Below are 23,755 nucleotides of genomic sequence, written 5' to 3'. Positions count from 1 at the left end.
TTAGCACCCAAACCCACCGCCCCTATCCACCACGGACAGAGGGATGCCAAAACGTGACGGCTCTCTCGACAAGAGCGACCACGCCATAAAAGACCGAACCCGCCAGTGCTGCAACTGCGATTTCGGCCCAGACCATGTCGATGTTCATCCGCCCGACTTCCGTCGAAATGCGGAATCCCATGCCGACCACGGGCGTGCCGAAGAACTCCGCGACGATGGCGCCGATCAGCGCCAGCGTCGAATTGATCTTCAGCGCATTGAAGATGAACGGCATTGCCGCCGGCAGCCTCAGCTTCAGCAAGGTCGGCCAGTAGCCCGACGCATAAGTGCGCATCAAATCGCGCTGCATGTGGCCGGAGGCCGCAAGTCCGGCGACGGTGTTCACCAGCATCGGGAAGAAGGTCATGATGATGACCACCGCCGCCTTGGACGGCCAGTCGAAGCCGAACCACATGACCATGATCGGTGCGACGCCGATGATCGGCAGCGCCGACACCATGTTGCCGATCGGCAGCAGCCCGCGCCTGAGGAACGGCACACGGTCGGCAAGGATGGCGACGACGAAGCCGGCGAGATTGCCGACGATGTAGCCGATCAGCACCGCCTTGAAGATCGTCTGCCGCACATCCGACCCCAGGATCGGCAGCGAGTTGGCGATGCGCGCGCCGATGGCGCTCGGCGGCGGCAAAAGGATGAACGGGATGCCGGCGCCGCGCGTCACCGCTTCCCAGATGATCAGGATCCAGGCGCCGAAGATCGCCGGAATGATCAGGCGCAGCGCCGTCTTGGCGCCGCTGGAAGCAGGCCGTAGCGAGGACAACAGCGCGACGCAGCGCCAGGCAAGCAGCCAGGCGGCAGCGAGAACCAGAAAGTACGGCGCCAGTGCCGTGCCCTCGAAGCCGCCGATGCCCTTGACCAAAAGCCACGCGGCGACATGGGCGCCGACGAACAGGACAACCGCTTCGACAAGTGGCGCGAGTCTCAGCGTCGAAACCAGCGCCGCGATCAGCAGCAATCCGAGGATGAGACCTTTGGTGCCCATGTACGGGAAGGCAACCGTCGCGGCAGGCTCGGCGAGCGCAGCCGCTTCCGGTGTCGACATCGCGCCGAGCGCGAAGGCGACGATGCAAAAAAGGATCGCCAGCACCGCTTGCCAGGACGATTTCGGCCAGGTCATGCCGGCCTCCCGCCCATGGCGCGGTCGGCCAGGCGGCCGGCGATACCCACCACCATCACTAGCAGCGCCGCGACGATGGAGCCTGCGACCAAAGCCGACCAGATATCGATGGTCTGGCTGTAATAGGCGCCGGAGAGCAGCTTGGCGCCGATGCCGGCGACAGCACCCGTCGGCAATTCGCCGACGATGGCGCCGACGAGGCTTGCCGCCACCGCCACCTTCATCGAGGTGAACAGGAACGGCACCGATGCGGGTACCCTCAGCTTCCAAAAGGTCTGCGAGGCGCTGGCGTTATAGGTGTGCATCAGGTCGAGATGCATGAGCTCGGGCGAGCGCAATCCCTTCACCATGCCGACCGCGACCGGAAAGAACGACAGATAGGTCGAGATCAGCGCCTTCGGGATCAGCCCGGTGATGCCGACCGCCGCCAGCACCACGATGATCATCGGCGCCACCGCCAGGATCGGAATCGTCTGCGAGGCGATGATCCACGGCATCAGGCTTCGGTCGAGCGTCGTCACATGCACGATGCCGACCGCGATGACGATGCCGAGCGCCGTGCCGAAGGCAAAGCCGAGCAGCGTCGAGGACAGCGTCACCCAGGCATTGTAGACCAGGCTGCGATTCGAGGTGATGCTGCGCAAAAAGGTGTTCTCGAAGAAGTTCACCGCCACCTGGTGCGGCGCCGGCAGCGTCGGCTTCGGCTGCGACAATGTCTTGCCGATGAATTCGACCGTGCCGGGGGTCTCGTTGGCCCGCTGGTCGAGGTCGCGCTGGAACGGCGCGTTGAGGATGACGGCGAAGACATACCAGAGGACTACCACGCCAGCGAGGATGGAGGTGACCGGGATGATCTTGGAACGGAGGGGGTCCATCAGCGCCGACTCCCTCCTCTCCCCACCGGGGAGAGGGTGGCCGGATCGAAGCGAAGGCCGTGCGCCTCCTTCGTCATCCTAGGGCGAAGCAAGGAGCGAAGCGACGCGGCGCAGACCCTAGGATCCATGCCGTTACCTCTCCGCTCCGCAGCGGTGCAGAACACACCTTCCAGTACCGAGCCCCGATCGAATATTCTGCGCCGTTCTAACCATTCGGCCAACGGCACGGCATGGATCCTAGGGTCTGCGCTCCGCTTCGCGTCGCTCCGCCCTAGGATGACGAAGGCACGGTTACCCCCGCGCTCGTTCGTGACCCCCTCAATCATCATAGCTGTGCCCCGCCCTCAAGCCGTCGCGCACGCGCGCGGCGATCGCCAGGAATTCCGGCGTCTCGCGGATGTCGAGCGGCCGCTTGCGGGGCAGCGTCGATTCGATGATGTCGGTGACGCGGCCCGGCCGCGGCGACATGACGACGATGCGTGTCGACAGATAGACTGCCTCGGGGATCGAGTGGGTGACGAAGCAGATCGTCTTGTTGGTCCGGTCCCAAAGGTCAAGGAGCTGTTCGTTCAGATGGTCGCGCACGATCTCGTCGAGCGCGCCGAACGGCTCGTCCATCAGAAGCAGGTCGGCGTCGAAGGCGAGCGCGCGCGCGATCGAGGCGCGCTGCTGCATGCCGCCGGACAGCTGCCAAGGAAACTTCTTCTCGAAGCCGGAGAGGTTGACGAGTTCGAGCGTGCGCTTGATGCGTTCCGCCTGCTCGGCCTGACTGAGGCCAATGACTTCCAGCGGCAGCGCCACATTGCGCTCGATCGTGCGCCAAGGAAACAGCGCCGCCGCCTGGAAGACATAGCCGTAAGCGCGCTTCTCGCGCGCCTGCTCCGGCGAAATCCCATTGACCGAGATCGTTCCCGAGGTCGGCTTCTCCAGATCGGCGATGACGCGCAGCAAGGTTGTCTTGCCGCAGCCGGAGGGGCCGATGAAGGAGACGAACTCACCCTTGCCGATGGTGAGATCGACATTGGACAGCGCCTGCACCGGACCGTCATTGGTCTGGAAGGTGAGGCCGAGCTTGCTTGCCGAAACGACGGCTGGCGATTGTCCGCTCATCGGCAGAAACCCGTCTTTCGCAGCCGCTGCCGCACCGGCCGGAATCCGATTGATTTTGCGATTGCCTTGCTTTCCACTCGTCCAGTCCCACTTGATCGACGCCCGGAGCCCTGCCGATGTCGCCTAAACCCACATGTCATCTTATTCGCCCTGAAAGCACCTATGAAGGCAAGCAAGGCTTGAGCTATTTCGCCGGTATTGCCGCCGAAACCGTCGGCTCCTCCGGTATTTGTATGCATCTTCTCACCATGCCGCCCGGCGCCCGCGCCAAGGCGCATATGCATGAGAATCACGAGACCGCGATCTATGTGCTCTCCGGCGAGGTCCACACCTGGTATGGCGACCGGCTCGAGCATCACATCGTCGTCAAGGCCGGCGACCTGTTCTACATTCCGGCCGGGGTGCCGCATCTGCCCGCCAATTTGAGCGGCGCGCCCTCTTCCGCGGTCATTGCCCGCACCGATCCCAACGAGCAGGAAAGCGTGGTGCTGCTGCCGGAACTGGATGCGTTTGTTGCCTGAGATCGACGGGACTGCCGTCATTTGCACCGGGAGACTTCTCCCATCGCATTGCCGTCCTTGTCGGCGATCACCAGTCTCTTGGCGTTCTTGGCGCTGCGCTTGATGATGAACTGGGCCGGCGTCTGCCCCTCCTCGCCTTCCGCCTCGCACTGCGCCGTCACCATGAGGGAGCCATCCGCCTGGGGTTTCTTGTCGGTGAAGGTGCAGGCGCTGGCGACCGTGACGAACGCCTCGCTGGTCAACAGCAGCATGTCCTCGGCATATACCTCCTGGCCATTCTTGTTGATGCAGCCGGATTTGTTGCCGTAAGGCTTGGAAAGATCGATGCCGGCGGCGAAAGCCTGGCCGGCGGCCAGCAGCACGGCTGCCCCGATGAGAAGGTGAGTTGCGCCCACGCTCAAACTCCGGTCGCCGGAATGCCCGTGCGCTCCACCTTGCGCGGCGCGCTAATCTCCTTCCAGGTCGACAGCGCGCGGTTGACAGCGGCGTTCGGTTCGCGCGCCACGAACTCGCCGTGCCCGACCTTGGCCTTGACGTCCGCTTCTTCGATCGACAGTTCGCCGCGCGAAAAGACGAAGCGCGGCAGCCCCGTCACCTCGAAGCCCTCGAAGACATTGTAGTCGATCACCGACTGCTGGTTCTTGGCCGTGATCGTCTTCTTGCGTTTCGGGTCCCAGACCACGATGTCGGCATCGGCACCTTCGACGATCGCGCCCTTCTTCGGATACATGTTGAGGATCTTGGCGATATTGGTCGAGGTCACCGCGACGAACTCATTCATCGTCAGCCGACCGGTGTTGACGCCCGTAGTCCAAAGGACGGGCAAACGATCCTCGAGGCCGCCGGTGCCGTTCGGGATCTTGGTGAAGTCGCCGACGCCGTTGCGCTTCTGCTTGGTGGTGAAGGAGCAGTGGTCGGTCGCCACCACCTGCAGCGATCCGGCCTGCAGGCCCGCCCATAGCGAATCCTGGTGCCACTTGCTGCGGAAAGGCGGGCTCATTACGCGCCGCGCCGCATGGTCCCAATCCTTGTTGAAATATTCGCTCTCGTCGAGCGTCAGATGCTGGATCAGCGGCTCGCCATAGACCCGCATGCCCTTCTGGCGTGCCCGGCGGATGGCTTCATGGCTCTGCTCGCAGGAGACATGCACGACATAGAGCGGCACGCCGGCCATGTCGGCGATCATGATGGCGCGGTTCGTCGCCTCGCCTTCCACCTCCGGCGGACGCGAATAGGCATGCCCCTCGGGGCCGTTGTTGCCGGCGGCAAGCAGTTTTTGCGAAAGGGCGGCAACCACGTCACCGTTCTCGGCATGGACCAGCGGCAGCGCGCCGAGATCGGCGCAGCGCTGGAACGAGGAATACATCTCGTCGTCGTCGACCATCAGCGCGCCCTTATAGGCCATGAAGTGCTTGAACGAGGTGATGCCCCTGTCGACGACGGTCGCCATCTCGTCGAACACCTGCTTGCCCCACCAGGTGATCGCCATGTGGAAGGAATAGTCGCAGGCAGCCTTCGAGGTCTTGTTGTCCCACATCTGCAGCGCTTCGAGCAGCGACTGCTGCGGTGCCGGCAGGCAGAAATCGACCACCATTGTCGTGCCGCCGGAGAGCGCCGCGCGCGTGCCGGATTCGAAATCGTCGGCCGAATAGGTGCCCATGAAGGGCATTTCGAGATGGGTGTGCGGATCGATGCCGCCCGGCATGACATAGCAGCCGGTGGCATCGAACTCGTGATCGCCATGCAGGTTCGAGCCGATGGCGATGATCTTGCCGTGCTGCATCAGCACGTCGGCTTTCCAGGTGCGGTCGGCGGTGACGATGGTGCCGTTCTTGATGACTTTGGTCATATCTGTTCCCCTGATCTTTTCGCGCTTCTTTGCGAGCGGCTTTTCGAGGTGACGTCTATCTATCCGGTCATTCGACGATTCCCGCCGTCTCGACCACCGCGTGGAACAGCACGTCGGCGCCCGCCGCCGCCCATTCCTTGGAGATGTCCTCGGCCTCGTTGTGGCTGAGCCCGCCGACGCAGGGACACATGACCATGGTCGCCGGCGCGACCTTGGCCGCCCAACAGGCGTCGTGGCCGGCGCCGGAAATGAGGTTCATGTGGCTGTAGCCCAGCTTCTCGGCGGCCGTGCGCACGCGCCCGACCAGAGTGGGATCGAAGGTCACCGGATCGAAATGGCCGACCGCCTCGACGGAGCATTTCACGCCGAGCGGCTCGCAGATCTTCGGCGCTTCCTTCTCGATGCGGGCGCGCATGCTGTCGAGCTTCGCCTGGTCCGGCGAGCGGATGTCGACGGTGAAGATCACGGTACCCGGCAGCACATTGCGGGAATTCGGCGAGAACTTCACCTGGCCGACGCCGCCGACGGCGCCGGGCTGGTTCTCCATGGCGACCGTCTGCACCATCTCCAGGATGCGCGCCATTGCAAGACCGGCATTGACGCGCATGTTCATCGGCGTCGAGCCGGTATGCGCCTCCCTGCCTGTCAGCGTGAATTCGAGCCACCACAGACCCTGGCAGTGGGTCACCACGCCGATCTGCTTGTTCTCGGCCTCGAGGATGGGCCCCTGCTCGATATGGTACTCGAAATAGGCGTGCATCTTGCGCGCGCCGACCTTCTCGTCGCCGACCCAGCCGATCCGCTTCAGCTCGTCGCCGAAGGTCACGCCGTCGAGATCCTTGCGGGCATAGGCGTATTCCTGAGTGTGAACGCCCGCGAACACGCCGGAGGCGAGCATGGCCGGCGCGAAACGGGCGCCCTCCTCATTCGTCCAGTTGGTGACGACGATCGGATGTTTGGTCTTGATGCCGAGATCGTTGAGCGAGCGAACGACCTCCAGGCCAGAGAGCACGCCGAGCACGCCGTCATATTTGCCGCCGGTCGGCTGGGTATCGAGGTGGGAGCCGACATAGACCGGCAGCGCGTCCGGATCGGTGCCGGGCCGCGTCATGAACATGGTGCCCATCTGGTCCACGCCCATCGTGAGCCCGGCCTCGTCGCACCAGGACTTGAACAGTTCGCGGCCCTGCTTGTCGGAATCGGTCAGCGTTTGGCGATTGTTGCCCCCGGCAATGCCGGGGCCGATCTTCGCCATCTCCATGATGGAATCCCACAAACGGTCTGAATTGATTCGCAGATTCTCGCCGGGGGCGGCCATTCCAAGTCCTCTCATTTCAGGTCTCCGGTCGGGCGGCGGTTCCCGTCGCCGCCCGACCGGTTTGAGCAGTTTAGTCTATCGAGCGCAGAACGTCCCTGACATGGTCGATCAGTTCGTTGATCTGGCCCTTGGTGATGATCAGCGGCGGCGACAGCGCGATAATGTCGCCGGTTGTTCGGATCAGTGCGCCGCGTTCGAACGCCTTGACGAAGGCCGAGAAGGCCCGCTTGGTCGGGCTACCGGCGATCGGCGCCAGCTCGATCGCGCCGATCAGGCCGATATTGCGGATGTCGATGACATGCGGCTCGTCCTTCAGCGAGTGCAGCGCGTCTTCCCAGTAAGGTGCCAGTTCCTCGCCGCGCGTGAGCAAGCCTTCTTCCTTGTAGGTATCCAGCGTCCCTAGGGCCGCGGCGCAGGCGATCGGATTGCCCGAATAGGTGTAGCCGTGGAAGAACTCGATCATGTGCTCAGGGCCGTTCATGAAGGCGTCGTGGATTTCCTTCTTCACGAAAACTGCGCCCATCGGGATGACGCCGTTGGAGACGCCCTTGGCCGTTGTCATGATATCCGGCGTGACGCCGAAATAATCCGCCGCGAACGGTGCGCCGAGACGGCCGAAGCCAGTGATCACTTCATCGAAAATCAACAATATGCCATGCTTGGTGCAGATTTCTCGAAGCTTCTGCAGGTAGCCTTTCGGCGGCAGGATGACGCCCGTCGAGCCTGCGACCGGCTCGACGATGACCGCCGCGATGGTCGAGGCGTCATGCAGGGTGACGAGACGCTCCAGCTCGTTCGCCAGTTCGGCGCCGTGCTCAGGCACGCCCTTCGAGAAGGCGTTCTTCTCCGGCAGATGCGTGTGCGGCAGATGGTCGACGCCGCCGAGCAGCGTGCCGAACATCTTGCGGTTGGCGACGATGCCGCCGACCGAAATGCCGCCGAAATTGACGCCGTGATAGCCGCGCTCGCGGCCGATCAGCCGGGTGCGCGAGCCCTCGCCGCGGATACGGTGATAGGCGATCGCCATCTTCAACGCGGTCTCGACCGATTCCGAACCCGAATTGGTGAAGAACACATGGTCCATGCCCTTCGGCGCGATATCGACAAGGCGGTTCGCCAGCTCGAAGACGATCGGGTGGCCCATCTGGAAGGCCGGCGCATAGTCGAGTTCGGCGGCCTGCTGCTGAATGGCCTCGGTGATCTTCGGCCGGCAGTGGCCGGCGTTGACGCACCAGAGGCCTGCAGTGCCGTCGAGCACCTTGCGGCCATCGCTCGTCGTGTAGTGCATGTCCTTGGCGGACACGAACATGCGCGGCGCCTGCTTGAACTGCCGGTTTGCCGTAAACGGCATCCAGAATGCGCTGAGATCGTTCGGCGTGACTTTCAGCCGGTTGGACATGACCAAGATTTCCCCTTGTAACCTGTTTCGGTGCGCTAACGCTTGGTCTTCCCAAGGCTTGGTCTTCGTTGCGTTTTCGTGCTACGCAAAATTTTGACCGGTTGGACAAACGTTAGCACCGCCCTGTCGGCGGTCAAGGGGACTACTAACGGAAATGCGGCATCGAAAGCGCGCTCCACGGCTCGGAGAAAAACTGGTCCAGAGAATTGGTCCAGGGAGCCCGCACGGCGCCAGCCGGCAAGGATGACGGACACGATGGAAGGCTCAGCTCCACGCCGCACCCGCATCCAGCAGGAAAAGCGCGAGCTCATCCTGGAAGCCGCGCTGGAAGTCTTCTCCGCCAACGGTTTTCGCGGCTCGACCATCGACCAGATCGCCGAAGCCGCCGGCATGTCGAAGCCGAACCTCCTCTATTACTTCCGCCGCAAGGAGGACATTCACGAGACGTTGATGCAGCGGCTCCTGGACACCTGGCTGGCGCCGCTCCGCGAGCTCGACGATATCGGGGATCCGATGACCGAGCTCAGAAGCTACATCCGCCGCAAGCTCGAAATGGCGCGCGATTTTCCGCGCGAAAGCCGGCTCTTCGCCAACGAGATCCTGCAGGGCGCGCCGCGCATCATGCCGATGCTGGAAGGCGAGCTGAAAACGCTGGTCGAGGAGAAGGCCGCCGTCATCAAGGGCTGGATGCGCGCCGGCAAGATCGCCCGCACCGACCCCTGGCATCTGATCTTCTCGATCTGGGCGACGACGCAGCATTACGCCGATTTCGACGTCCAGGTGCGCGCCGTGCTCGGTCCCGACCGCGGCGGCGACGGCCGCTTCGAGGATGCCGCCCGGTTCCTCGAGCAACTGTTCCTCGACGGCCTGAAGCCGAAAGCTTAGCGTCGTCATAACAGCTCAACGGGCTGGCACAACTGGCCAGCCGTTCGATTGTTGCTGACCGTGGCGTCCGCTTCGCTCCCGCTCCGCCCGTGGATGACGAAGTTGAGGGGCTGCTGCCACCTAACCTTACGCGCTACGCTTCTGAACGGGCTGGGCGTCGAGCAGCATCTTGAGCTTGGCGATCGTATTCTGCTCGGCCAACGGCGTGTAGACGATCAGCCGCATGTCCGAGCCGTCGTCGATCGACAGGCTCATATGCTCGAAAGCCATCGGGCCGACAATGGGATGGCGGACATGTTTCACTCCCGTCAGCCTTCTCGCCACGTCCCGCCGCGGCCACCAATCACGGAACTCCGGGCTTGTGCGCGTCATCAGCGCGATCAGCCGCTCGAAATCCGGATCGCCGACATATTTGGCGCTCTCCGCGCGAAACGAAGCGAGCACCACGCGGGCAAGCTCTTCCCAGTCGACCAGCAGCCGGCGGTGATGCGGGCTGGTGAACACCAGATGGACGATGTTGCGGGCATCGCCCTCCAGCAGGCCATAGTCGCCGAACACGGCGACCGCCGCCGGATTCCAGGCGAGCACGTCCCAACGCCGGCCAACCACATAAGCCGGCTGCAGGACGAGGCTCTCCAGCATGTGGAGCAGTGTGGCGTCGACCTTTTCAGACGTCGCCGCGCGCCGCTCCGGCTGCTGGCGGCCGGCAAGGATGAACAGATGCCGCTTCTCGACGGCGTCCAGGCGCAGCGCCTCGCAGAGCGCGCTCAGCACCTCGAGCGAAGGCCGCACGTCCCGCCCCTGCTCCAGCCAGGTATACCAGGTGGTGCCGACGCCGGCGATCATCGCCACTTCCTCGCGCCTCAGCCCAGGCGTGCGCCGTCTGGCGCCGCTCGCAATCCCAATGTCGGCAGGCGAGAGCCGCTCCCGGCGCGAGCGCAGGAAAGCGCCGAGCTCGCGGCGGCGGCTGTCCTCAGGGGAATGGGGCACGGCATCCATGCAGCTATTATAGCAGTATCGATACCAGGATAAAGTTTGAACTGTTTGGCCTGCGCGCCGCGCCCCATCTTGCGTTCAGAGCAGCATAAGGAGGCTCTGAACATGGATCTTAAGAGCAAGACCGTTCTCGTCACCGGCTCGACCAACGGGGTTGGCCGCGTGGTCGCCGAAAGGCTCGGCGCTGCCGGCGCCCGCGTGCTGGTGCATGGCCGCGACCAAACTCGCGCCAAGGCGACAGTCGCCGCCATCGAGGCCGAGGGCGGCAACGCCGAATTTCTCCTTGCGGATCTTTCGTCGCTCGCCGAAGTGCGCCGCCTTGCCGACGCCGTGCGGGCAGGGACCGACCGGCTCGACATATTGATCAGCAATGCCGGCGTCGGCACGGGCGGCGAAGGCGCAAAACGGCAAGTAAGCGCCGACGGCTACGAAATGCGCTTCGCCGTCAACTATCTCGCAGGCTTCCTGCTGTCGTCGGAGCTTTTGCCCCTGCTGAAGGCAAGCGCGCCGGCGCGCATCGTCAATGTCGCCTCGGCCGGCCAGCAGGCGATCGATTTCGACGATGTCAATCTGGCCCGCGGCTACAGCGGCGTGCGCGCCTATTGCCAGAGCAAGCTGGCGCAGCTCTTGTTCACCATCGATCTGGCGGAGCAGCTCGACGGCAGCGGCGTCACCGTCAATGCGCTCCATCCGGCAAGCTACATGGATACCACCATGGTCCGGCAGGCCGGCATCACACCGTGGAGCTCGGTCGAGACCGGCGCCGACGCGATCCTCAACCTGGCAATCTCTCCGGCGCTCGAAGGGCGCAGCGGCCTCTATTTCGATGGCCAGCGGGAATCGCGCGCCGATGCCCAGGCCTATGACGAGAAAGCCCGCAGCCGGTTGCGGGCGCTCAGTCTCGAACTGACCCGCCATCCATCCTCCACATCCAGGGAACAGCATCCATGAGCATCGAACATTGCGTCATCATCGGCGGCTCCTCCGGCATTGGCCTTGCCACAGCCAAACGGCTGCTCAGCCCCCCGATGAAGGTGACGATCACCGGCCGCCACGAGGACAAGCTGAAGAACGCCTCGAAGAGCCTCCGCGGCGCCGTCGGCAAGGCCGCTTTCGACGCGACCAAGCCCGACGAGGTCCAGCACTTCTTCGATGGTCTCGGCCCATTCGATCATCTCGTTCTCGCCGCAAGCGGCGGCAAGGGCCTTGGGCCGTTCGCGACCCTCGACCTTGCCGACATCGGCAGCGGCGTCGACGAGAAGATCAAGCCGCAGCTAGCCTGCTTGCAAGCTGCCCTGCCAACCTTGAACAAAGCCGGATCGGTCACTTTCATTTCGGCCGTCTCGGCGCAGATCGCAGCACCCGGCATTGCCGGCATCGGCGCCATCAACGGCATGCTTTTGACCGTGGTCCCGATCCTGGCCGTCGAACTGAAGCCGCTGCGCGTCAACGTCGTGGCGCCCGGCGTGATCGATACGCCCTGGTGGGATTTTCTGCCTGGCGAGCAGCGGCAGGCGGTCTTTGCCGAGTACGCCGGCAAGACGCCGGTCGGTCGCATCGGCCGCGCAGAAGACGTCGCCGACGCGATCGCCTTCCTGGTTTCCAACGGCTTCATGACCGGCCAGGTGCTGACTTGCGACGGCGGCCTGCGCTTTGCCGCGTGATCCGTCGGCCGGTCAGTCGGAAATAAATCCGGGCCAGAAGGCGAGCGCCATCAGCCCGGCGACGACCGCATACCAGACAACCAGGTGGATCGCCTTCATCAGCGGGCGACCCACTTCGCGTGCCCGCTTCGGGTGAAGCGGATCGTACATCACGTCGACCGGTGCGCCGACATTCCTGGTCGTTCCGTTGACCGGCAAATGCGACTCGAAACGCCAGGTTGTGCCCAGCCGGTCGGCGAATTCGATGACCGGCGTATCCGGACCGTCACCCGACTTGTCGATGCCGACCACCTTGCCGGTGGCAAGGACGCCGCGTCGCTTGAGCATGATGTCGCCGTAGCTCTGCACGCCGACGAGCGCCAGGAAGAAGACGCCGCACAGAAAACACCATATCTGAATATCGCTCGGATGCCCGCCAAGGGCTTCGGCGACTGCACGGAACGGAAACAGCGCCTGGTGGAAGCCATCCGAAACGCGTGCCCAGAATGCAGTCCAGCTCTGCTCCATGAACGCTCCGACGGACGAACCTGTATTTGCTAATACAGGACAATCGCGACGAAGCGATTAACGCCGCGCCATCGATTGCGCGGAATGCGGCAGGCACACGGCAAACAGAATCTCGTTCTGAAGATTGTCAGTGATGTCATTGATCTCGCAAATGAAAGCCGCGCGGAACGTTTTGCGGATCCGCGCGGCTTTGGATCGTCAGGCAGCCTTGGCGGCCGGCATCGGATGAATGGCGTGGAAGGATACGCAGAGCCGGTTCCAGGTGTTGATCATGCCGATCACGACTGTCAGCTTGACCAGCTCCTCCTCGGAGAACTGCTCCAGCGTCCTGGCGTAGAGATCGTCGGGAACGCCGTTGTCGGAGATGTTCGTCACCTTCTCGGTCCAGGCAAGCGCGGCGCGCTCGCGCTCGGAAAACAGCGGCGACTCTTTCCAGGCGGCGACCAGATAAAGCCGCTGCTCTGTTTCGCCATCGCGCCTTGCCTCGCGGCTGTGCATCTCGACACAATAGGAACAGCCATTGATCTGCGAGGCCCTGAGCTTGACCAGGTGCATCAGGCTTTCTTCCAGCCCGCACTCCTCGACAGCTTTGTTGAGCGCCATCACCGCCTTCATGATCTCCGGCGCCTTGGCGAAGAACTGCAGCCTCTGTTTCATTCTCTTTACCTTTCACGTTTGCTTGGTTGTTGAACTTTCTGCGGCCGCTGATGGCGCTCGACGAAGGCGCAGCTTGCGGCGACCGTGCGGGGATCGGCGTGGTTCATGAAATCGGCGACGATGTCGGAGAGCTTTGCCTCGGCAAGCGCGGCGCGATAGGCGCGCTCGGCCTTCAGCATCGCGGCATTGATGCCGCACGGTTTCACATAGGCCTTGGCGTCGAGCTTGACCGGGCCGCGCTGGCGGATCTCGCCGCAGCGAAAGGCAGGCTCCCTGCCCTCGACCGCAAGCACGATGTCGAGCAGCGTGATCCGCTCGGCCGGCCGCGCAAGCCTGTAGCCGCCGGCCGGCCCCGACACCGATTCCAGGATACCCGCCGTTGTCAGCTGATTGAGGTGTTTCAGCAGATAGCTGGGCGATAGGCCGAACGCCTCGGCCATGGCCGCGCCCGACATGGTGCTGTTGCCCTCGACGCCGGCAAGCATGGCGGCGCAGTGGATCGCCGCTTCGACGCCCTCTCCCAGCTTCACGGTCCTTCGCTCCAATTCATGGATAATACTTATCATGGATAATTTTTATCTGCAATAGAGGGAACGAAAACGGCGCCCGAAGGCGCCGCATTCGTTCAAACGCCTGTTCCCTACTCCGCGGCCACCTTGGCCATCGGATTGTTCGGATGCGTCGTCCAGTTCGCGTAGACCGGCGACACCGGCATGCCCGTGCGCTGGTCCAGCACGCCGGCCGCCAGCGGCTCCATGGTGATGCAGCCCTCGACCGGGCAGACATTGACGCAAAGATTGCACCCCACGCATTCGGCCTCGATCACCTCGAAATGCCTGACACCGTCGACCATGCTGGTGATCGCCTGGTGCGAGGTGTCCTCGCAGGCGATGTGGCAGCGCCCGCATTTGATGCAGGCGTCCTGGTCGATATGCGCCTTCGCGACAAAGTTGAGGTTGAGATACTGCCAGTCGGTCACGTTGGGCGTGGCGCGGCCGATGATGTCGGAGAGCGAGGCGTGGCCCTTCTCGTCCATCCAGTTCTCCAGCCCCGCGATCATCTCCTGCACGATCTTGAAGCCATAAGTCATTGCCGCCGTGCAGACCTGCACGTTGCCGGCGCCGAGCGCCATGAATTCGGCAGCATCCCGCCAGGTGGTGATGCCGCCGATGCCCGAGATCGGCAGGCCGTGCGTTTCCGGATCGCGCGCGATCTCAGCCACCATGTTCATCGCGATCGGCTTCACTGCGGGGCCGCAATAGCCGCCATGCGAGCCCTTGCCGTCGATGGTCGGCTGCGGCGCGAAACTGTCGAGGTCGACCCCGGTGATCGAGTTGATCGTGTTGATCAGCGACACCGCGTCGGTGCCGCCGGCTTTGGCAGCCCGCGCCGGCTTGCGGATGTCGGTGATGTTCGGCGTCAGCTTGGTGATGACCGGCATGCGTGTGTACTGCTTGCACCAGCGCACCACCATCTCGATATATTCCGGCACTTGGCCCACCGCCGAGCCCATGCCGCGTTCGCTCATGCCGTGCGGGCAGCCGAAGTTGAGCTCGATGCCGTCGGCGCCGGTCTCTTCGACCAAGGGCAGGATCGCCTTCCAGCTTTCCTCTTCGCACGGCACCATGATCGAGGCGACGAGCGCCCGATCCGGCCAGTTCATCTTTACCTGCTTCATCTCGCGCAGATTGGTCTGCAGGTCGCGGTCGGTGATCAACTCGATATTGTTCAGGCCGAGCAGCCGGCGGTCGGCGCCCCAGATCGCGCCGTAGCGCGGGCCGTTGACGTTGACGACCGGCGGGCCCTCTTCGCCAAGCGTCTTCCAGACCACGCCGCCCCACCCGGCTTTGAAGGCGCGCTCGACATTGTAGGCCTTGTCGGTCGGCGGCGCCGAAGCCAGCCAGAACGGATTTGGCGACTTGATGCCGACGAAAGTGTTGCGGATGTCTGCCATGCTCATGCCCTCCCGTTAGAGGTCAGTGCCCGGTGGATGGATTCGGCGGCGTCGCGGCCCTGCGCCACGGCCGAGACCGTCAGGTCGTCGCCGCCGAAGATGCAGTCGCCGCCGGCCCAGACTTTCGCCAGCGAGGTGCGGCCTTCGGCATCGACCTTGATGCGGCCGCCTTCGAGCTCGATGGAGGCAACGCTGCCGTTGAGATGAGCCGGCACAAAGCTCTGGCCGATCGCCTTGAACACCTGGTCGGCGCTGAGCGTCAGCGTCTCGCCGGTACCGGCGAGCTCGTCGCCATTCATCGCGGTGTATTCGAGCTCGATGGCCGACACATTGCCGTTTTCGGCAATGACGCGCTTCGGCTGCAGCCAGTGGCGGATTGTGACGCCGTTCGCGGCGGCCAGATCCTGCTCGAAGCCGGAGGCATTCATATGCTCCTGGCCGCGCCGGTAGCAGATCGTCACCTCCTCGGCGCCGAGCAGCTTCGACTGCACCGCGGCGTCGATCGCCGTCATGCCGCCGCCGACGACGACGACGCGGCGGCCGACCGGCAGGCTGGAAAGGTCGCTTGCCTGCCTGAGTTCGGCGATGAACTCGACCGCGTTGGCGACGCCATCCGTATCCTCGCCTTCGGCGCGCAGCGCATTGACGCCGCCAAGCCCGAGGGCAAGGAAAACCGCATCATAGTTGCGGATAAGGTCGGCCAGATGGAAATCGCGGCCGAGCGCCTTGCCGTTCTGGATGTCGATGCCGCCGATCGCAGTGACGTAGTCGACTTCGGCCTGAGCGAAATCGTCGACGCTCTTATAGGCCGCGATGCCGTATTCGTTGAGGCCGCCGGCCTTCGGCCGCGCTTCGAGGATCGTCACGTCATGGCCGTGGCGGGCAAGGCGATGCGCCGCCGCCAGCCCCGCCGGCCCGGCGCCGACCACGGCGACCGTCTTTCCGCTGGCTTCGGCGCGCTTATAGAACTGCTTGCCCTCATCCATCGCCACGTCGGTCGCGTAGCGCTGGAGCCGGCCGATCTGCACCGGCTTGCCTTCCGCCACCTCGCGCACGCACACCTCTTCGCACAGCGTCTCGGTCGGGCAGACGCGGGCGCACATGCCGCCAAGGATGTTCTGGTCGAAGATGGTCTTGGCCGAACCGAGCGGATTGCCGGTCGCGATCTGCCGGATGAACAGCGGGATGTCGATCGAGGTCGGACACGCATTCATGCACGGCGCGTCGTAGCAGAAATAGCAGCGGTCGGCTTCGACCAGCGCCTCATGATGGTCCAGCGCCGGATGCAGGTCGGAAAAATTGTCGGCGTATTGCTCGGCAGACAGCCGACCGCCGGCTATGCCTTCGATGAAATGACCAGTCGCCATTCCAGTTCCCCTTGTTTTGTTTCGAGGAAGGCTAGCACGTTTTATTTTTTTATCAATTGGTCAATTTTCGGCCAAGCTGCTGTATTGCTTGCACAAAACATGATAGTGGTAGTCATGTTATCGCCATCACGGCGTTGTTCGCCGGTTCAGGGCTTTCAATCCTGGAATGATGGATCGACCTGATCTCGTCGGCAACGAGCTCCTGCAGGCGCCACAGATTGCGGTCATGGATGCCGAATGTCTCGAGGTGGCTGACGGTGTTGTAAAGATATTCGGCGCCGGAACCGATATGGCCGCACGCGCGCGCCAGTATCTTTGCCACCCTTTCGAGCGGCTGCCTGAGCGACGTGCCCCTGCCCGTCACACCGACCCAGAAACCCAGCGCCCGCAGCGATCCTTGCGCCGTGCGTACCGGAACCCAGCGGACCGAGCTGACGCTTTCATGGTCGTCGATTTCTCGCCGCAGCAATCTCTCGATCTGGCCGAGCTTCTCGCCATCCGGCAGGCGATAGATGACGCCGTCGCAACGGCCGCCGCGCTCGAGCGCCATCATCAGGCCCGGCTGCGCGGCGCTGCCTCGCCAGCGCACCATGTCGAGGCAGAAGGAGCGATGCCAGCCATAGGCGGAGGCGCGGCGTTGCTCGACGGATTCAAACGCCGGCTTCCAGATCAGCGAGCCATACGCGAACACCCAGAGCGGCCCCTCGTCGGCCTCGTCTGACAGGCGCAAGGCGAGCGCGCCGAAATCGTCGTCGTTGAGTTGCGTCCAGTCCCCGCTCGGACCAGGGTCGAGCTCCTCGCGATGGCACAAAGCGACAAGCTCGGGCGTAAGCGACATTCGACGCATGAAAGACAGCCCCTCTTTGACGCCAGCAAAGTCGAAAACCGCGGAGCGCGCAAGATCGCGGGTCCTAAGACGCGTTGCGCAGAAACGGATTCGGGCGACGCGCTTTTAAGCTTTGTTTTGATGCGTGCCGTTCCCCTAAAACCTCGGCGCATTTTTGGGTGACATGCATGAGCGCCTTGCCGTTCTCGATTTCTGGTCCAGATGTCGGATTTCTGTCGCCGAGATCGTCCTAGGATGGATCGTAACCGCGATCGCTGCCCGAACCGGTGAGGAGACCGACCATGCCGAATGCCGCAAAACCCTTCTTCTGGTATGAACTGATGACCACCGACCTCGACGCCGCCGAGGCCTTTTACACTGCCGTCGTCGGCTGGCGGGCCGAGCCCTTCGACAAGGCGCCGGGCATGCCGCGCTACATCGTGATGAATTCCAGCGTACGCGGCGTCGGCGGATTGATGACGATCCCGGAGGATGCCGCCAAGATGGGCATGCCGCCGGCCTGGCTCGGCTACATCTACACCAAAGACGTCGATGCCTCGACGAAGGCTCTCAAGGACGCTGGCGGTGCCGTTCATCGCGCGCCGGATGATATTCCCGGCGTCGGTCGCTTCGCCGTCGTCGCCGACCCGCAGGGCGCGACCTTCATGTTCCTGCAGCCCAACCAGCCCGAGCAGCCGCCGGTAGCCGCGACCACGGCCGGCCATGTCGGCTGGCACGAGCTCTACACCTCGGACTGGAAAGCCGCTTTCGACTTCTATTCCAACCAGTTCGGCTGGGAGAGCGCCGGTCAGTTCGACATGGGCGAAATGGGCATCTACCAGACCTTCGGCGCCGGCCCCGAATCCGGCGGCGGTATGATGAACAAACCGCCGCAGATCCCGGTGCCGGTCTGGCAGTTCTATTTCAACGTCGATGCGATCGACGCCGCCGCCAAGCGCGTCACCGACAATGGCGGCAAGGTATTGATGGGGCCGATGGAGGTGCCGAGCGCGCAGTGGATCATCCAATGCCAGGACCCGCAAGGCGCGCATTTCGCGCTGCTGGCGCCTGGGCGGTAGAAACTGCCGCCCCTTGTGGGGCAGATCTCCGGCTACCCTGCGCAGCCGCAGCGCAGGTGCTGCGGAGGTCGGGCCGGACAAAGGGGGCGCTGGCCCGGCGCCAGCGTCGCCCTCTTGGCCGTCACTCCGGGGTCAGCACCGCCACTTTGAGATCGGCCTTCTTGGCGCCGCTGAGCTGCACGGTGGCCGGGCCAGCGGACAGCTTGAAGCGCACGCTCTTGCGAATGCCCGGGCAGGTCTTTGCGCGGCTGAAGCCCGCCGACTTCACGGCGTGGCCGTCTTGGACGACATCGATCCAGACCTCGTCGGACAGGCTGAACTGGAGCTCGCCTTCAGCCGGTACGGTGACGCTTGCCATCGCGCCGAACGTGCCGGCTGCCGGTGCACGTCCCGGCGGAACTTCAAAACCGATCGTGTCGACCGCTGCAAGTGCGAAATCCGCCGCTTGCCCGACTGTCAGGGCGGCGCCGGACTGGGCGGCTGACGCTGACGGAAACAGGGCCTGCTCGCGTGTCACCGGCCATTTGAAGGCATCACAACCGGCATCGGCAGCTATGGCGAAGCTCGTGCCTGCAAGGATTGCGAAGAGGCTGATGGCGACTTTTTTCATGCCGAAGGGATTCCCGGAAAGGTTGGTGCATCCGCGCTCAATACAACTTTTGAGAGATAAATGCAACTAAGGCGAGAAGGGGACCGGAAGAGATGAAACCATGCCCAATCACCGATTGTTGACGGCTGGCCGTAGGAAGTGAATGGTCCATTTCCGGGCGATAATTTATGGCGGGTCCGGAAGGGCAAGATGGAGTTTAGATGAAGCTTTTTGAAGGTCTCTCCCGCTATCAGCCGCAGGCGCTGGGCGTGCTTCGCATCATGACCGCCTTGCAGTTCACCGAGCACGGCACGCAGAAGTTGTTCAATTTTCCTCCCGGCGCCCATGCCGGAGCGCTGACAGGGCTCGCGCTGACGTCCGCAATCCTCGAATTCGCCGGCGGTATCCTGTTGGCCCTCGGACTGCTGACGCGTCCCGTGGCCTTTCTACTCTGCGGCGAGATGGCCATCGCCTATTTCATGGCGCATTTCCCGCGCGACTTCTTCCCCGTCAACAATGGCGGCGACGCAGCGATCTCGTTCTGCTTCATCTTCCTCTATCTGGTCTTCGCCGGTCCCGGCGCTTTCGCGCTGGACAATCGCCGCAGCGCCTGATGCCCTGTGCGGATGCGCGCCTGTTTTTCAAGCACGCATCCGCTCGAAATTGGCGTCGAACAGCGGCGTTGACTGAATGCGCGCGGCGTGGCGCTTGCCGAGGATCTCGATCTCGAAACCGTCCGCCCTGTCGGCGATCTCCTTCGGCACATAACCCATGGCAACCGATTTCCTCGAATTGTGCGCATAGCCGCCGGACGTGACCCAGCCGCGCACGGCGCCCTCATGCCAGATTGCCTCGTCGCCGATGACGTCGGCGTCGGTGGCCTCGACGATGAAGGCGCGCAGCCGGAGCTTCCCGCCTTGCTTACGCTCGGCTAGTGCTGCTTCCTTGCCGATGAAATCGGCGTCCTTGCCGTAGGCGACGAACCGGTCGAGCCCGGCCTCGAGCGGCCCATAGATCGGCCGGTATTCCCGCGCCCATGAGCCGTAATTCTTTTCGAGTCTGAGCGCATTGAGTGCGCGCGAGCCGAACAGGCCAATGCCGAATTCCTCGCCGGCCTTGACCAGCGCCTGGTATGCGGCGCGCTGATATTCCGGCGCCACCCAGATCTCGTAGCCGAGATCGCCGGTGTAGCTCACGCGGCCGACGAGGCAAGGCGCCATGCCGATATCCATCCTGGCGACGGCCATGAACGGGAACGCCGCGTTGGAGACGTCGGCGTGGGTGACCTTGGCGAGCACCTCCCTCGCCTTCGGCCCGGCGATGGCAAGTCCGGTGAGCCTCTGCCCCAGCGCCTCGATACGCACCGTGCCGTCCTCCGGAAGATGCGCCTCGAACCAGCGCATATGGTACTGCTCGGCGACGCCGGAGCCGGCGATGAACCATTCGCTGTCGTCAATATTGGCGAGTGTGAAATCGCCTATCAGCTTGCCGTCTTCCTTCAGCATCGGCGCCAGCGTCATGCGGCCGGGTTTCGGCAGCCTGCAGGCAAGCAGACGGTCGAGCCAGGCTGCCGCCCCCTCGCCCGTCGCCTTGTACTTGGCGAAGCTCGAGATCTCCGAGAGGCCGACGCCGTTGCGAACGGCGGCCACTTCATTTGCGACATGGTCGAAATCAGTCGAGCGCCGCCAGGAGAACTCGTCCTTGACGCCTTCGGGCGCATACCAGAGCGGCACTTCCAGCCCAAAGGCGACGCCCCATTGCGCACCCTTGGCCGACAACATGTCGTAGACCGGCGTTGTCTTCAGCGGACGCCCGGCCGGCAGTTCCTCGTTCGGGAAGCGGATCGAGAAGCGGCGCGAATAGTTCTCGCGCACCTTGGCATTGGTGTAGGCCATCGTCGCCCAGTCGCCGTAGCGCGCGACGTCCATCGCCCAGATGTCGGCGCCGGGGTCGCCCTCGATCATCCAGTTTGAGAGCGCGAGGCCAACACCGCCGCCTTGAGAAAAACCCGCCATGACACCGCAGGCGACCCAGAAGCCCGGCAGGCCGCGCACCGGACCGACCAGCGGGTTGCCGTCCGGCGCGAAGGTGAAGGGGCCGTTGATGATCTGCTTGATGCCGGTGTTCTGGAAGGCGGGGAAGTGACGGAAGCCGACTTCGAGCGAGGGCGCGATGCGATCGATATCCGGCTCCAAGAGCTCGTGGCCGAAATTCCACGGTGTGGAGAATTCGGACCAGACCTTGTTGGCTTTCTCGTAGGTGCCCATCAGCATGCCGCCGCGCTCCTGGCGCAGATAGAGCTCGCCGTCGAAGTCGACCGCATGGATGATTTCCGTGCCGGTCTTCTTGTTCCAGTCGGCGACCTCCGGCATGTCCTCGGTGATCAGGTACATGTGCTCCATGGCGAGGACCGGCAGCTCCAGCCCGACCATGCGGCCGACCTCGCGCGCCCAGAGCCCGCCGGCGTTGACGACATGCTCGGTGATCACATCGCCCTTGTTGGTGATGACGCGCCACAGGCCGTCGGGGCGGCGCACGATGTCCTCGACCTTGGTGAAGCGCTCCACTTCCGCGCCCAGCTTCCGCGCGGCCTTGGCATAGGCATGGGTGACGCCGGAGGGATCGAGATGGCCGTCCTCCTTGTTGCGCACCGCGCCGACGAATTGCTTCGGGTCGAGCAGCGGCATCAACTCTGCCGCCTCCTTCGGCGAGATCTCTTCGAGGTCGATGCCGAGATAGCGGCCCTTGGAGACGACGCCACGCAGCCAGTCGAGCCGCGCCTCGGTCGCCGCCAGAAGAACGCCGCCGGTCAGATGCACGCCCGTCGCCTGACCGGAAAGCTCCTCGATCTCCTTGTAGAGCGAGATCGTGTATTTCTGCAGCTTGGCGACGTTGGGATCGCCGTTGATGGTGTGCATGCCGCCGGCCGCATGCCAGGTCGAGCCCGAGGTCAGCTCATCGCGCTCCAGAAGCACGACGTCGGTCCAGCCGTGGCGGGCAAGATGGAACAGCACGGAGCATCCGACGACACCGCCGCCGATGACCACGACCTTTGCATGCGACTTCATGGGTTCTTCCGGTGAGTTGGGGCCGTAGGATGAATCGGAAAAGGAAGTGCCAAGCCAGCCCTCCTCTGGCCTGCCGGCCATCTCCCGCTGGGGGAGATCAGCAACGGCGGCCTTGCCGCCCATCTTTCAGCGTTGGCGACCGGCGAAAGAGATGACAGCCAATCTCCCGCCTTGAGGGGACGATGTCCGGCAGGACAGAGCGAGGTGCCACACGCCGACGCCAAGGAAATCACGGCTCGCCCTGCCCGATCGCTTCCTTGCGGCGCGCCATATAGGCTTCAAGCGCCTCGCGCACGGCTGGGTCCATTGCCGGCTGAATGTACTCCTCCAGCGCCTTTTTCCACAGACGCGTCGCGCGCGCCGTCGTGTCGAGCGCGCCGGCCTCCTGCCAGGCCTCGTAATTCTGCCAGTTGGAGAGCATCGGCTGATAGAAGGCGGTGGCATAGCGCTCAAGCGTATGCGGCTCGCCGAAGAAATGGCCGCCGGTCGGCACGGCTCCCAATGCCTCCACCGCCAATTCGCCCTCGTCGACCACGATCGGCCGCAGGAATTCCATCATGTGCTGCATCATCTCGACATCGATGATGAGTTTTTCGAATGACGCCGTCAGTCCGCCCTCCTGCCAGCCGGCGGCATGATAGACGAGGTTGCCGTGGCCAAGCACGGCGCCCCACAGCGCCATCAGCGTCTCGTAGGCGCCTTGCGCATCGGCGGCATTGGACGCCGAGCCCGGCGTCGTGCGGTACGGCAGATTGTAGCGCCGCGCCAATTGCCCGGAGGCGATGTTGGCCTTGGTGTTTTCCGGCGTGCCGAAGGCCGGCGCGCCGGACTTCATGTCGACATTGGAGGTGAAGGCGCCATACATCACCGGCGCCCCGGGCCGCACCAATTGGGTCAGCACGATGCCGAACAGTGCCTCGGCATTCTGCTGCGCCAGCGCGCCGGCAAGCGTCACCGGGCTCATCGCGCCCATCAGCGTGAACGGCGTCACCGCCACCGACTGTCCGAACTCGGCCATGGTCATCAGCCCTTCGGCCATCATCTCGTCGAAGCGGCGCGGCGAATTGACGGAAATGATGGTGCTGACGCCGGGATCCTGGACGATCTGGTCGAGAGTCAGACCACGCGCAATCGCCATCATCTCGATGCCGTCCAGCGCCCTGCCCCGGCCGATCGCCGAGACATGGAAGCATTTGTCGGTCAGCGTCAGATTGGCGAAGTAGGTGTCGAGGTGCCGCGAATTCGCCGGCAGCTCGATCGGCGCGCAGACCTGGTTGCCCAGCATGTGGATGCAGTTGAAATGCTGCGCCAGCCGGACAAGATCCCAATAGTCGGCGAGATTGCCGGCGCGGCGGCCGCGCTCCATGTCGTGCACGTTGGGCGGCCCAGCCACCAGCGTGAAGTTGATCGTATTGCCGCCGAGATGAATGGCGCGAGCCGGGTTGCGCGGCGTGAGTGTGTAGCTGGCCTGTGTCGTCTTCAGCGCTTCGTCGACCATGCCGCGATCGAGGCGCACATTCATCGAGCCGTGATCGACCTTGGCGCCGGCGCCCTCGAACAGCGCGAGCGCTCGCGGGCTCATCACCTCGATGCCAAAATTTTCGAGAATATGCATCGAGGCCTGATGAATGGCCTCGATCTGGTCGGCCGAAAGCACCGCCATCGGCGGGTAAGGGTTTGCCACGCGCCGCGGCGGCAGCTGGGGAATGGCGGCGGGCCCGCGATTGCTGGTCCGTTCGGCGCCGCGTTTTCGTCTTGGTTCGGTCATGCGCTTATCAGAGCGCCGACCTGAGGCGCGAGCTGTCAGGAATACGCCATTTGCCGGCGTGATTTTAGCCAAGGCGGCATTTTTTCATTCTGATGAAGACAAATACGACGAGCGAAGTCGAAATATCGATAGAGTCAAGGTCGACG

23 protein-coding genes are annotated in these 23,755 nt (G+C 63.8%); 6 read left to right on the top strand and 17 right to left on the bottom strand.

Translation table 11 applies throughout. The annotated features are described in order from the left end of the window. Positions 1-22 precede the first annotated feature (22 nt). From CK220_RS16080 to CK220_RS16065, 3 genes are all read right to left on the bottom strand, one after another. Positions 23-1,177 carry an ABC transporter permease gene (locus CK220_RS16080; RefSeq protein ID WP_095812479.1) on the bottom strand — a complete coding sequence of 385 codons (1,155 nt, stop codon included), beginning with the start codon at positions 1,175-1,177 and terminating at the stop codon, positions 23-25. After that, on the bottom strand, positions 1,174-2,052 hold the full coding sequence (locus tag CK220_RS16075) for an ABC transporter permease (protein WP_095812478.1): 879 nt from the start codon (positions 2,050-2,052) through the stop codon (positions 1,174-1,176). The genes CK220_RS16080 and CK220_RS16075 overlap by 4 nt, the downstream gene beginning before the upstream one ends. A 318-nt stretch (positions 2,053-2,370) precedes the next feature. Continuing rightward, entirely contained in the window at positions 2,371-3,162 is a 792-nt protein-coding gene (locus CK220_RS16065; RefSeq protein WP_095812477.1) for an ABC transporter ATP-binding protein, read from the bottom strand. A gap of 110 nt (positions 3,163-3,272) precedes the next feature. On the opposite strand from CK220_RS16065, the gene CK220_RS16060 reads away from it, so the two are divergent. Further along, a complete protein-coding gene (locus CK220_RS16060; protein WP_176479110.1) occupies positions 3,273-3,683 on the top strand; it encodes a cupin domain-containing protein in 411 nt (136 codons plus the stop codon). Between the two features lie 17 nt (positions 3,684-3,700). On the opposite strand, the gene CK220_RS16055 is transcribed toward CK220_RS16060, so the two are convergent. The 4 genes from CK220_RS16055 to CK220_RS16040 form a co-directional block, all read right to left on the bottom strand. Continuing rightward, positions 3,701-4,078 (bottom strand): hypothetical protein, encoded by a 378-nt coding sequence (locus CK220_RS16055; RefSeq protein WP_176479107.1) that lies wholly within the window; start codon positions 4,076-4,078, stop codon positions 3,701-3,703. A 2-nt stretch (positions 4,079-4,080) separates the two neighbouring features. Then, entirely contained in the window at positions 4,081-5,532 is a 1,452-nt protein-coding gene (gene hydA / locus CK220_RS16050; RefSeq protein ID WP_067328963.1) for a dihydropyrimidinase, read from the bottom strand. 67 nt (positions 5,533-5,599) lie between these two features. Continuing rightward, the gene (locus CK220_RS16045) at positions 5,600-6,850 is read right to left on the bottom strand and encodes a Zn-dependent hydrolase (RefSeq protein WP_095812475.1); all 1,251 of its coding nucleotides are present in this window, start codon (positions 6,848-6,850) and stop codon (positions 5,600-5,602) included. Between the two features lie 70 nt (positions 6,851-6,920). Next, positions 6,921-8,249, bottom strand: coding sequence for an aspartate aminotransferase family protein (locus CK220_RS16040; protein ID WP_095812474.1), 1,329 nt, complete (start codon positions 8,247-8,249; stop codon positions 6,921-6,923). A 255-nt stretch (positions 8,250-8,504) separates the two neighbouring features. Between CK220_RS16040 and CK220_RS16035 the strand changes: the two genes are divergently transcribed. Continuing rightward, positions 8,505-9,134, top strand: coding sequence for a TetR family transcriptional regulator C-terminal domain-containing protein (locus tag CK220_RS16035; RefSeq protein WP_095812645.1), 630 nt, complete (start codon positions 8,505-8,507; stop codon positions 9,132-9,134). Between the two features lie 126 nt (positions 9,135-9,260). Here the strand turns inward: CK220_RS16035 and CK220_RS16030 are convergent, their stop codons facing one another. Next, positions 9,261-10,133, bottom strand: a complete 873-nt coding sequence (locus tag CK220_RS16030) for a helix-turn-helix transcriptional regulator (RefSeq protein ID WP_095812473.1) — start codon at positions 10,131-10,133, stop codon at positions 9,261-9,263. Positions 10,134-10,235: 102 nt separating this feature from the next. Here CK220_RS16030 and CK220_RS16025 point away from each other — a divergent pair, with 102 nt between their 5' ends. Both CK220_RS16025 and CK220_RS16020 read left to right on the top strand, forming a co-directional pair. Continuing rightward, positions 10,236-11,081 carry an SDR family NAD(P)-dependent oxidoreductase gene (locus CK220_RS16025; RefSeq protein WP_095812472.1) on the top strand — a complete coding sequence of 282 codons (846 nt, stop codon included), beginning with the start codon at positions 10,236-10,238 and terminating at the stop codon, positions 11,079-11,081. Next, positions 11,078-11,794 (top strand): SDR family oxidoreductase, encoded by a 717-nt coding sequence (locus CK220_RS16020; protein WP_095812471.1) that lies wholly within the window; start codon positions 11,078-11,080, stop codon positions 11,792-11,794. Before CK220_RS16025 ends, CK220_RS16020 begins: the two co-directional genes overlap by 4 nt. Positions 11,795-11,806: 12 nt before the next feature. On the opposite strand, the gene CK220_RS16015 is transcribed toward CK220_RS16020, so the two are convergent. The 6 genes from CK220_RS16015 to CK220_RS15990 form a co-directional block, all read right to left on the bottom strand. Continuing rightward, positions 11,807-12,301 carry a DUF3592 domain-containing protein gene (locus CK220_RS16015; RefSeq protein ID WP_095812470.1) on the bottom strand — a complete coding sequence of 165 codons (495 nt, stop codon included), beginning with the start codon at positions 12,299-12,301 and terminating at the stop codon, positions 11,807-11,809. Positions 12,302-12,499: 198 nt separating this feature from the next. Next, positions 12,500-12,958, bottom strand: coding sequence for a carboxymuconolactone decarboxylase family protein (locus CK220_RS16010; RefSeq protein WP_067328952.1), 459 nt, complete (start codon positions 12,956-12,958; stop codon positions 12,500-12,502). Between the two features lie 5 nt (positions 12,959-12,963). After that, positions 12,964-13,488: an Rrf2 family transcriptional regulator gene (locus CK220_RS16005; RefSeq protein ID WP_095812469.1), complete on the bottom strand. Its 525-nt coding sequence runs from the start codon at positions 13,486-13,488 to the stop codon at positions 12,964-12,966. Between the two features lie 110 nt (positions 13,489-13,598). Further along, positions 13,599-14,912: an NAD-dependent dihydropyrimidine dehydrogenase subunit PreA gene (gene preA / locus CK220_RS16000; RefSeq protein ID WP_095812468.1), complete on the bottom strand. Its 1,314-nt coding sequence runs from the start codon at positions 14,910-14,912 to the stop codon at positions 13,599-13,601. Between the two features lie 2 nt (positions 14,913-14,914). After that, on the bottom strand, positions 14,915-16,279 hold the full coding sequence (locus CK220_RS15995) for an NAD(P)-dependent oxidoreductase (protein ID WP_095812467.1): 1,365 nt from the start codon (positions 16,277-16,279) through the stop codon (positions 14,915-14,917). 112 nt (positions 16,280-16,391) lie between these two features. Further along, positions 16,392-17,126, bottom strand: coding sequence for a gamma-glutamylcyclotransferase (locus CK220_RS15990; RefSeq protein WP_095812466.1), 735 nt, complete (start codon positions 17,124-17,126; stop codon positions 16,392-16,394). 281 nt (positions 17,127-17,407) lie between these two features. Here CK220_RS15990 and CK220_RS15985 point away from each other — a divergent pair, with 281 nt between their 5' ends. Then, complete coding sequence (locus CK220_RS15985) at positions 17,408-18,184, top strand: VOC family protein (RefSeq protein ID WP_095812465.1); 777 nt, start codon at positions 17,408-17,410, stop codon at positions 18,182-18,184. 121 nt (positions 18,185-18,305) lie between these two features. Here the strand turns inward: CK220_RS15985 and CK220_RS15980 are convergent, their stop codons facing one another. Then, the gene (locus CK220_RS15980; RefSeq protein ID WP_095812464.1) at positions 18,306-18,794 is read right to left on the bottom strand and encodes a hypothetical protein; all 489 of its coding nucleotides are present in this window, start codon (positions 18,792-18,794) and stop codon (positions 18,306-18,308) included. A gap of 200 nt (positions 18,795-18,994) precedes the next feature. Here CK220_RS15980 and CK220_RS15975 point away from each other — a divergent pair, with 200 nt between their 5' ends. Further along, positions 18,995-19,387 carry a DoxX family protein gene (locus CK220_RS15975; protein ID WP_095812463.1) on the top strand — a complete coding sequence of 131 codons (393 nt, stop codon included), beginning with the start codon at positions 18,995-18,997 and terminating at the stop codon, positions 19,385-19,387. 27 nt (positions 19,388-19,414) lie between these two features. Here CK220_RS15975 and CK220_RS15970 read toward each other — a convergent pair whose 3' ends face one another. After that, complete coding sequence (locus tag CK220_RS15970) at positions 19,415-21,841, bottom strand: FAD-dependent oxidoreductase (protein WP_095812644.1); 2,427 nt, start codon at positions 21,839-21,841, stop codon at positions 19,415-19,417. Positions 21,842-22,070: 229 nt separating this feature from the next. Continuing rightward, positions 22,071-23,609: a trimethylamine methyltransferase family protein gene (locus tag CK220_RS15965; protein ID WP_095812462.1), complete on the bottom strand. Its 1,539-nt coding sequence runs from the start codon at positions 23,607-23,609 to the stop codon at positions 22,071-22,073. Positions 23,610-23,755 lie beyond the last annotated feature (146 nt).

The organism is Mesorhizobium sp. WSM3860 (assembly GCF_002294995.1).
GTDB lineage: Bacteria > Pseudomonadota > Alphaproteobacteria > Rhizobiales > Rhizobiaceae > Mesorhizobium.
Note: the sequence above shows the minus strand (reverse complement) of the source record. Positions and strands in the feature narration are given on the sequence as shown.

Coding starts and splice junctions, on each gene's coding strand:
- CK220_RS16020 (WP_095812471.1), top strand. CDS start 11,078: ATGAGCATCGAACATTGCGTCATCATCGGCGGCTCCTCCGGCATTGGC.
- CK220_RS15970 (WP_095812644.1), bottom strand. CDS start 21,841: ATGAAGTCGCATGCAAAGGTCGTGGTCATCGGCGGCGGTGTCGTCGGA.
- hydA (WP_067328963.1), bottom strand. CDS start 5,532: ATGACCAAAGTCATCAAGAACGGCACCATCGTCACCGCCGACCGCACC.
- CK220_RS16025 (WP_095812472.1), top strand. CDS start 10,236: ATGGATCTTAAGAGCAAGACCGTTCTCGTCACCGGCTCGACCAACGGG.
- CK220_RS16080 (WP_095812479.1), bottom strand. CDS start 1,177: ATGACCTGGCCGAAATCGTCCTGGCAAGCGGTGCTGGCGATCCTTTTT.
- CK220_RS15965 (WP_095812462.1), bottom strand. CDS start 23,609: ATGACCGAACCAAGACGAAAACGCGGCGCCGAACGGACCAGCAATCGC.
- CK220_RS16035 (WP_095812645.1), top strand. CDS start 8,505: ATGGAAGGCTCAGCTCCACGCCGCACCCGCATCCAGCAGGAAAAGCGC.
- CK220_RS16065 (WP_095812477.1), bottom strand. CDS start 3,162: ATGAGCGGACAATCGCCAGCCGTCGTTTCGGCAAGCAAGCTCGGCCTC.
- CK220_RS15980 (WP_095812464.1), bottom strand. CDS start 18,794: ATGAAAAAAGTCGCCATCAGCCTCTTCGCAATCCTTGCAGGCACGAGC.
- CK220_RS16010 (WP_067328952.1), bottom strand. CDS start 12,958: ATGAAACAGAGGCTGCAGTTCTTCGCCAAGGCGCCGGAGATCATGAAG.
- CK220_RS15985 (WP_095812465.1), top strand. CDS start 17,408: ATGCCGAATGCCGCAAAACCCTTCTTCTGGTATGAACTGATGACCACC.
- CK220_RS16040 (WP_095812474.1), bottom strand. CDS start 8,249: ATGTCCAACCGGCTGAAAGTCACGCCGAACGATCTCAGCGCATTCTGG.
- CK220_RS16045 (WP_095812475.1), bottom strand. CDS start 6,850: ATGGCCGCCCCCGGCGAGAATCTGCGAATCAATTCAGACCGTTTGTGG.
- CK220_RS16030 (WP_095812473.1), bottom strand. CDS start 10,133: ATGGATGCCGTGCCCCATTCCCCTGAGGACAGCCGCCGCCGCGAGCTC.
- CK220_RS15995 (WP_095812467.1), bottom strand. CDS start 16,279: ATGGCGACTGGTCATTTCATCGAAGGCATAGCCGGCGGTCGGCTGTCT.
- preA (WP_095812468.1), bottom strand. CDS start 14,912: ATGGCAGACATCCGCAACACTTTCGTCGGCATCAAGTCGCCAAATCCG.
- CK220_RS15975 (WP_095812463.1), top strand. CDS start 18,995: ATGAAGCTTTTTGAAGGTCTCTCCCGCTATCAGCCGCAGGCGCTGGGC.
- CK220_RS16015 (WP_095812470.1), bottom strand. CDS start 12,301: ATGGAGCAGAGCTGGACTGCATTCTGGGCACGCGTTTCGGATGGCTTC.
- CK220_RS15990 (WP_095812466.1), bottom strand. CDS start 17,126: ATGCGTCGAATGTCGCTTACGCCCGAGCTTGTCGCTTTGTGCCATCGC.
- CK220_RS16075 (WP_095812478.1), bottom strand. CDS start 2,052: ATGGACCCCCTCCGTTCCAAGATCATCCCGGTCACCTCCATCCTCGCT.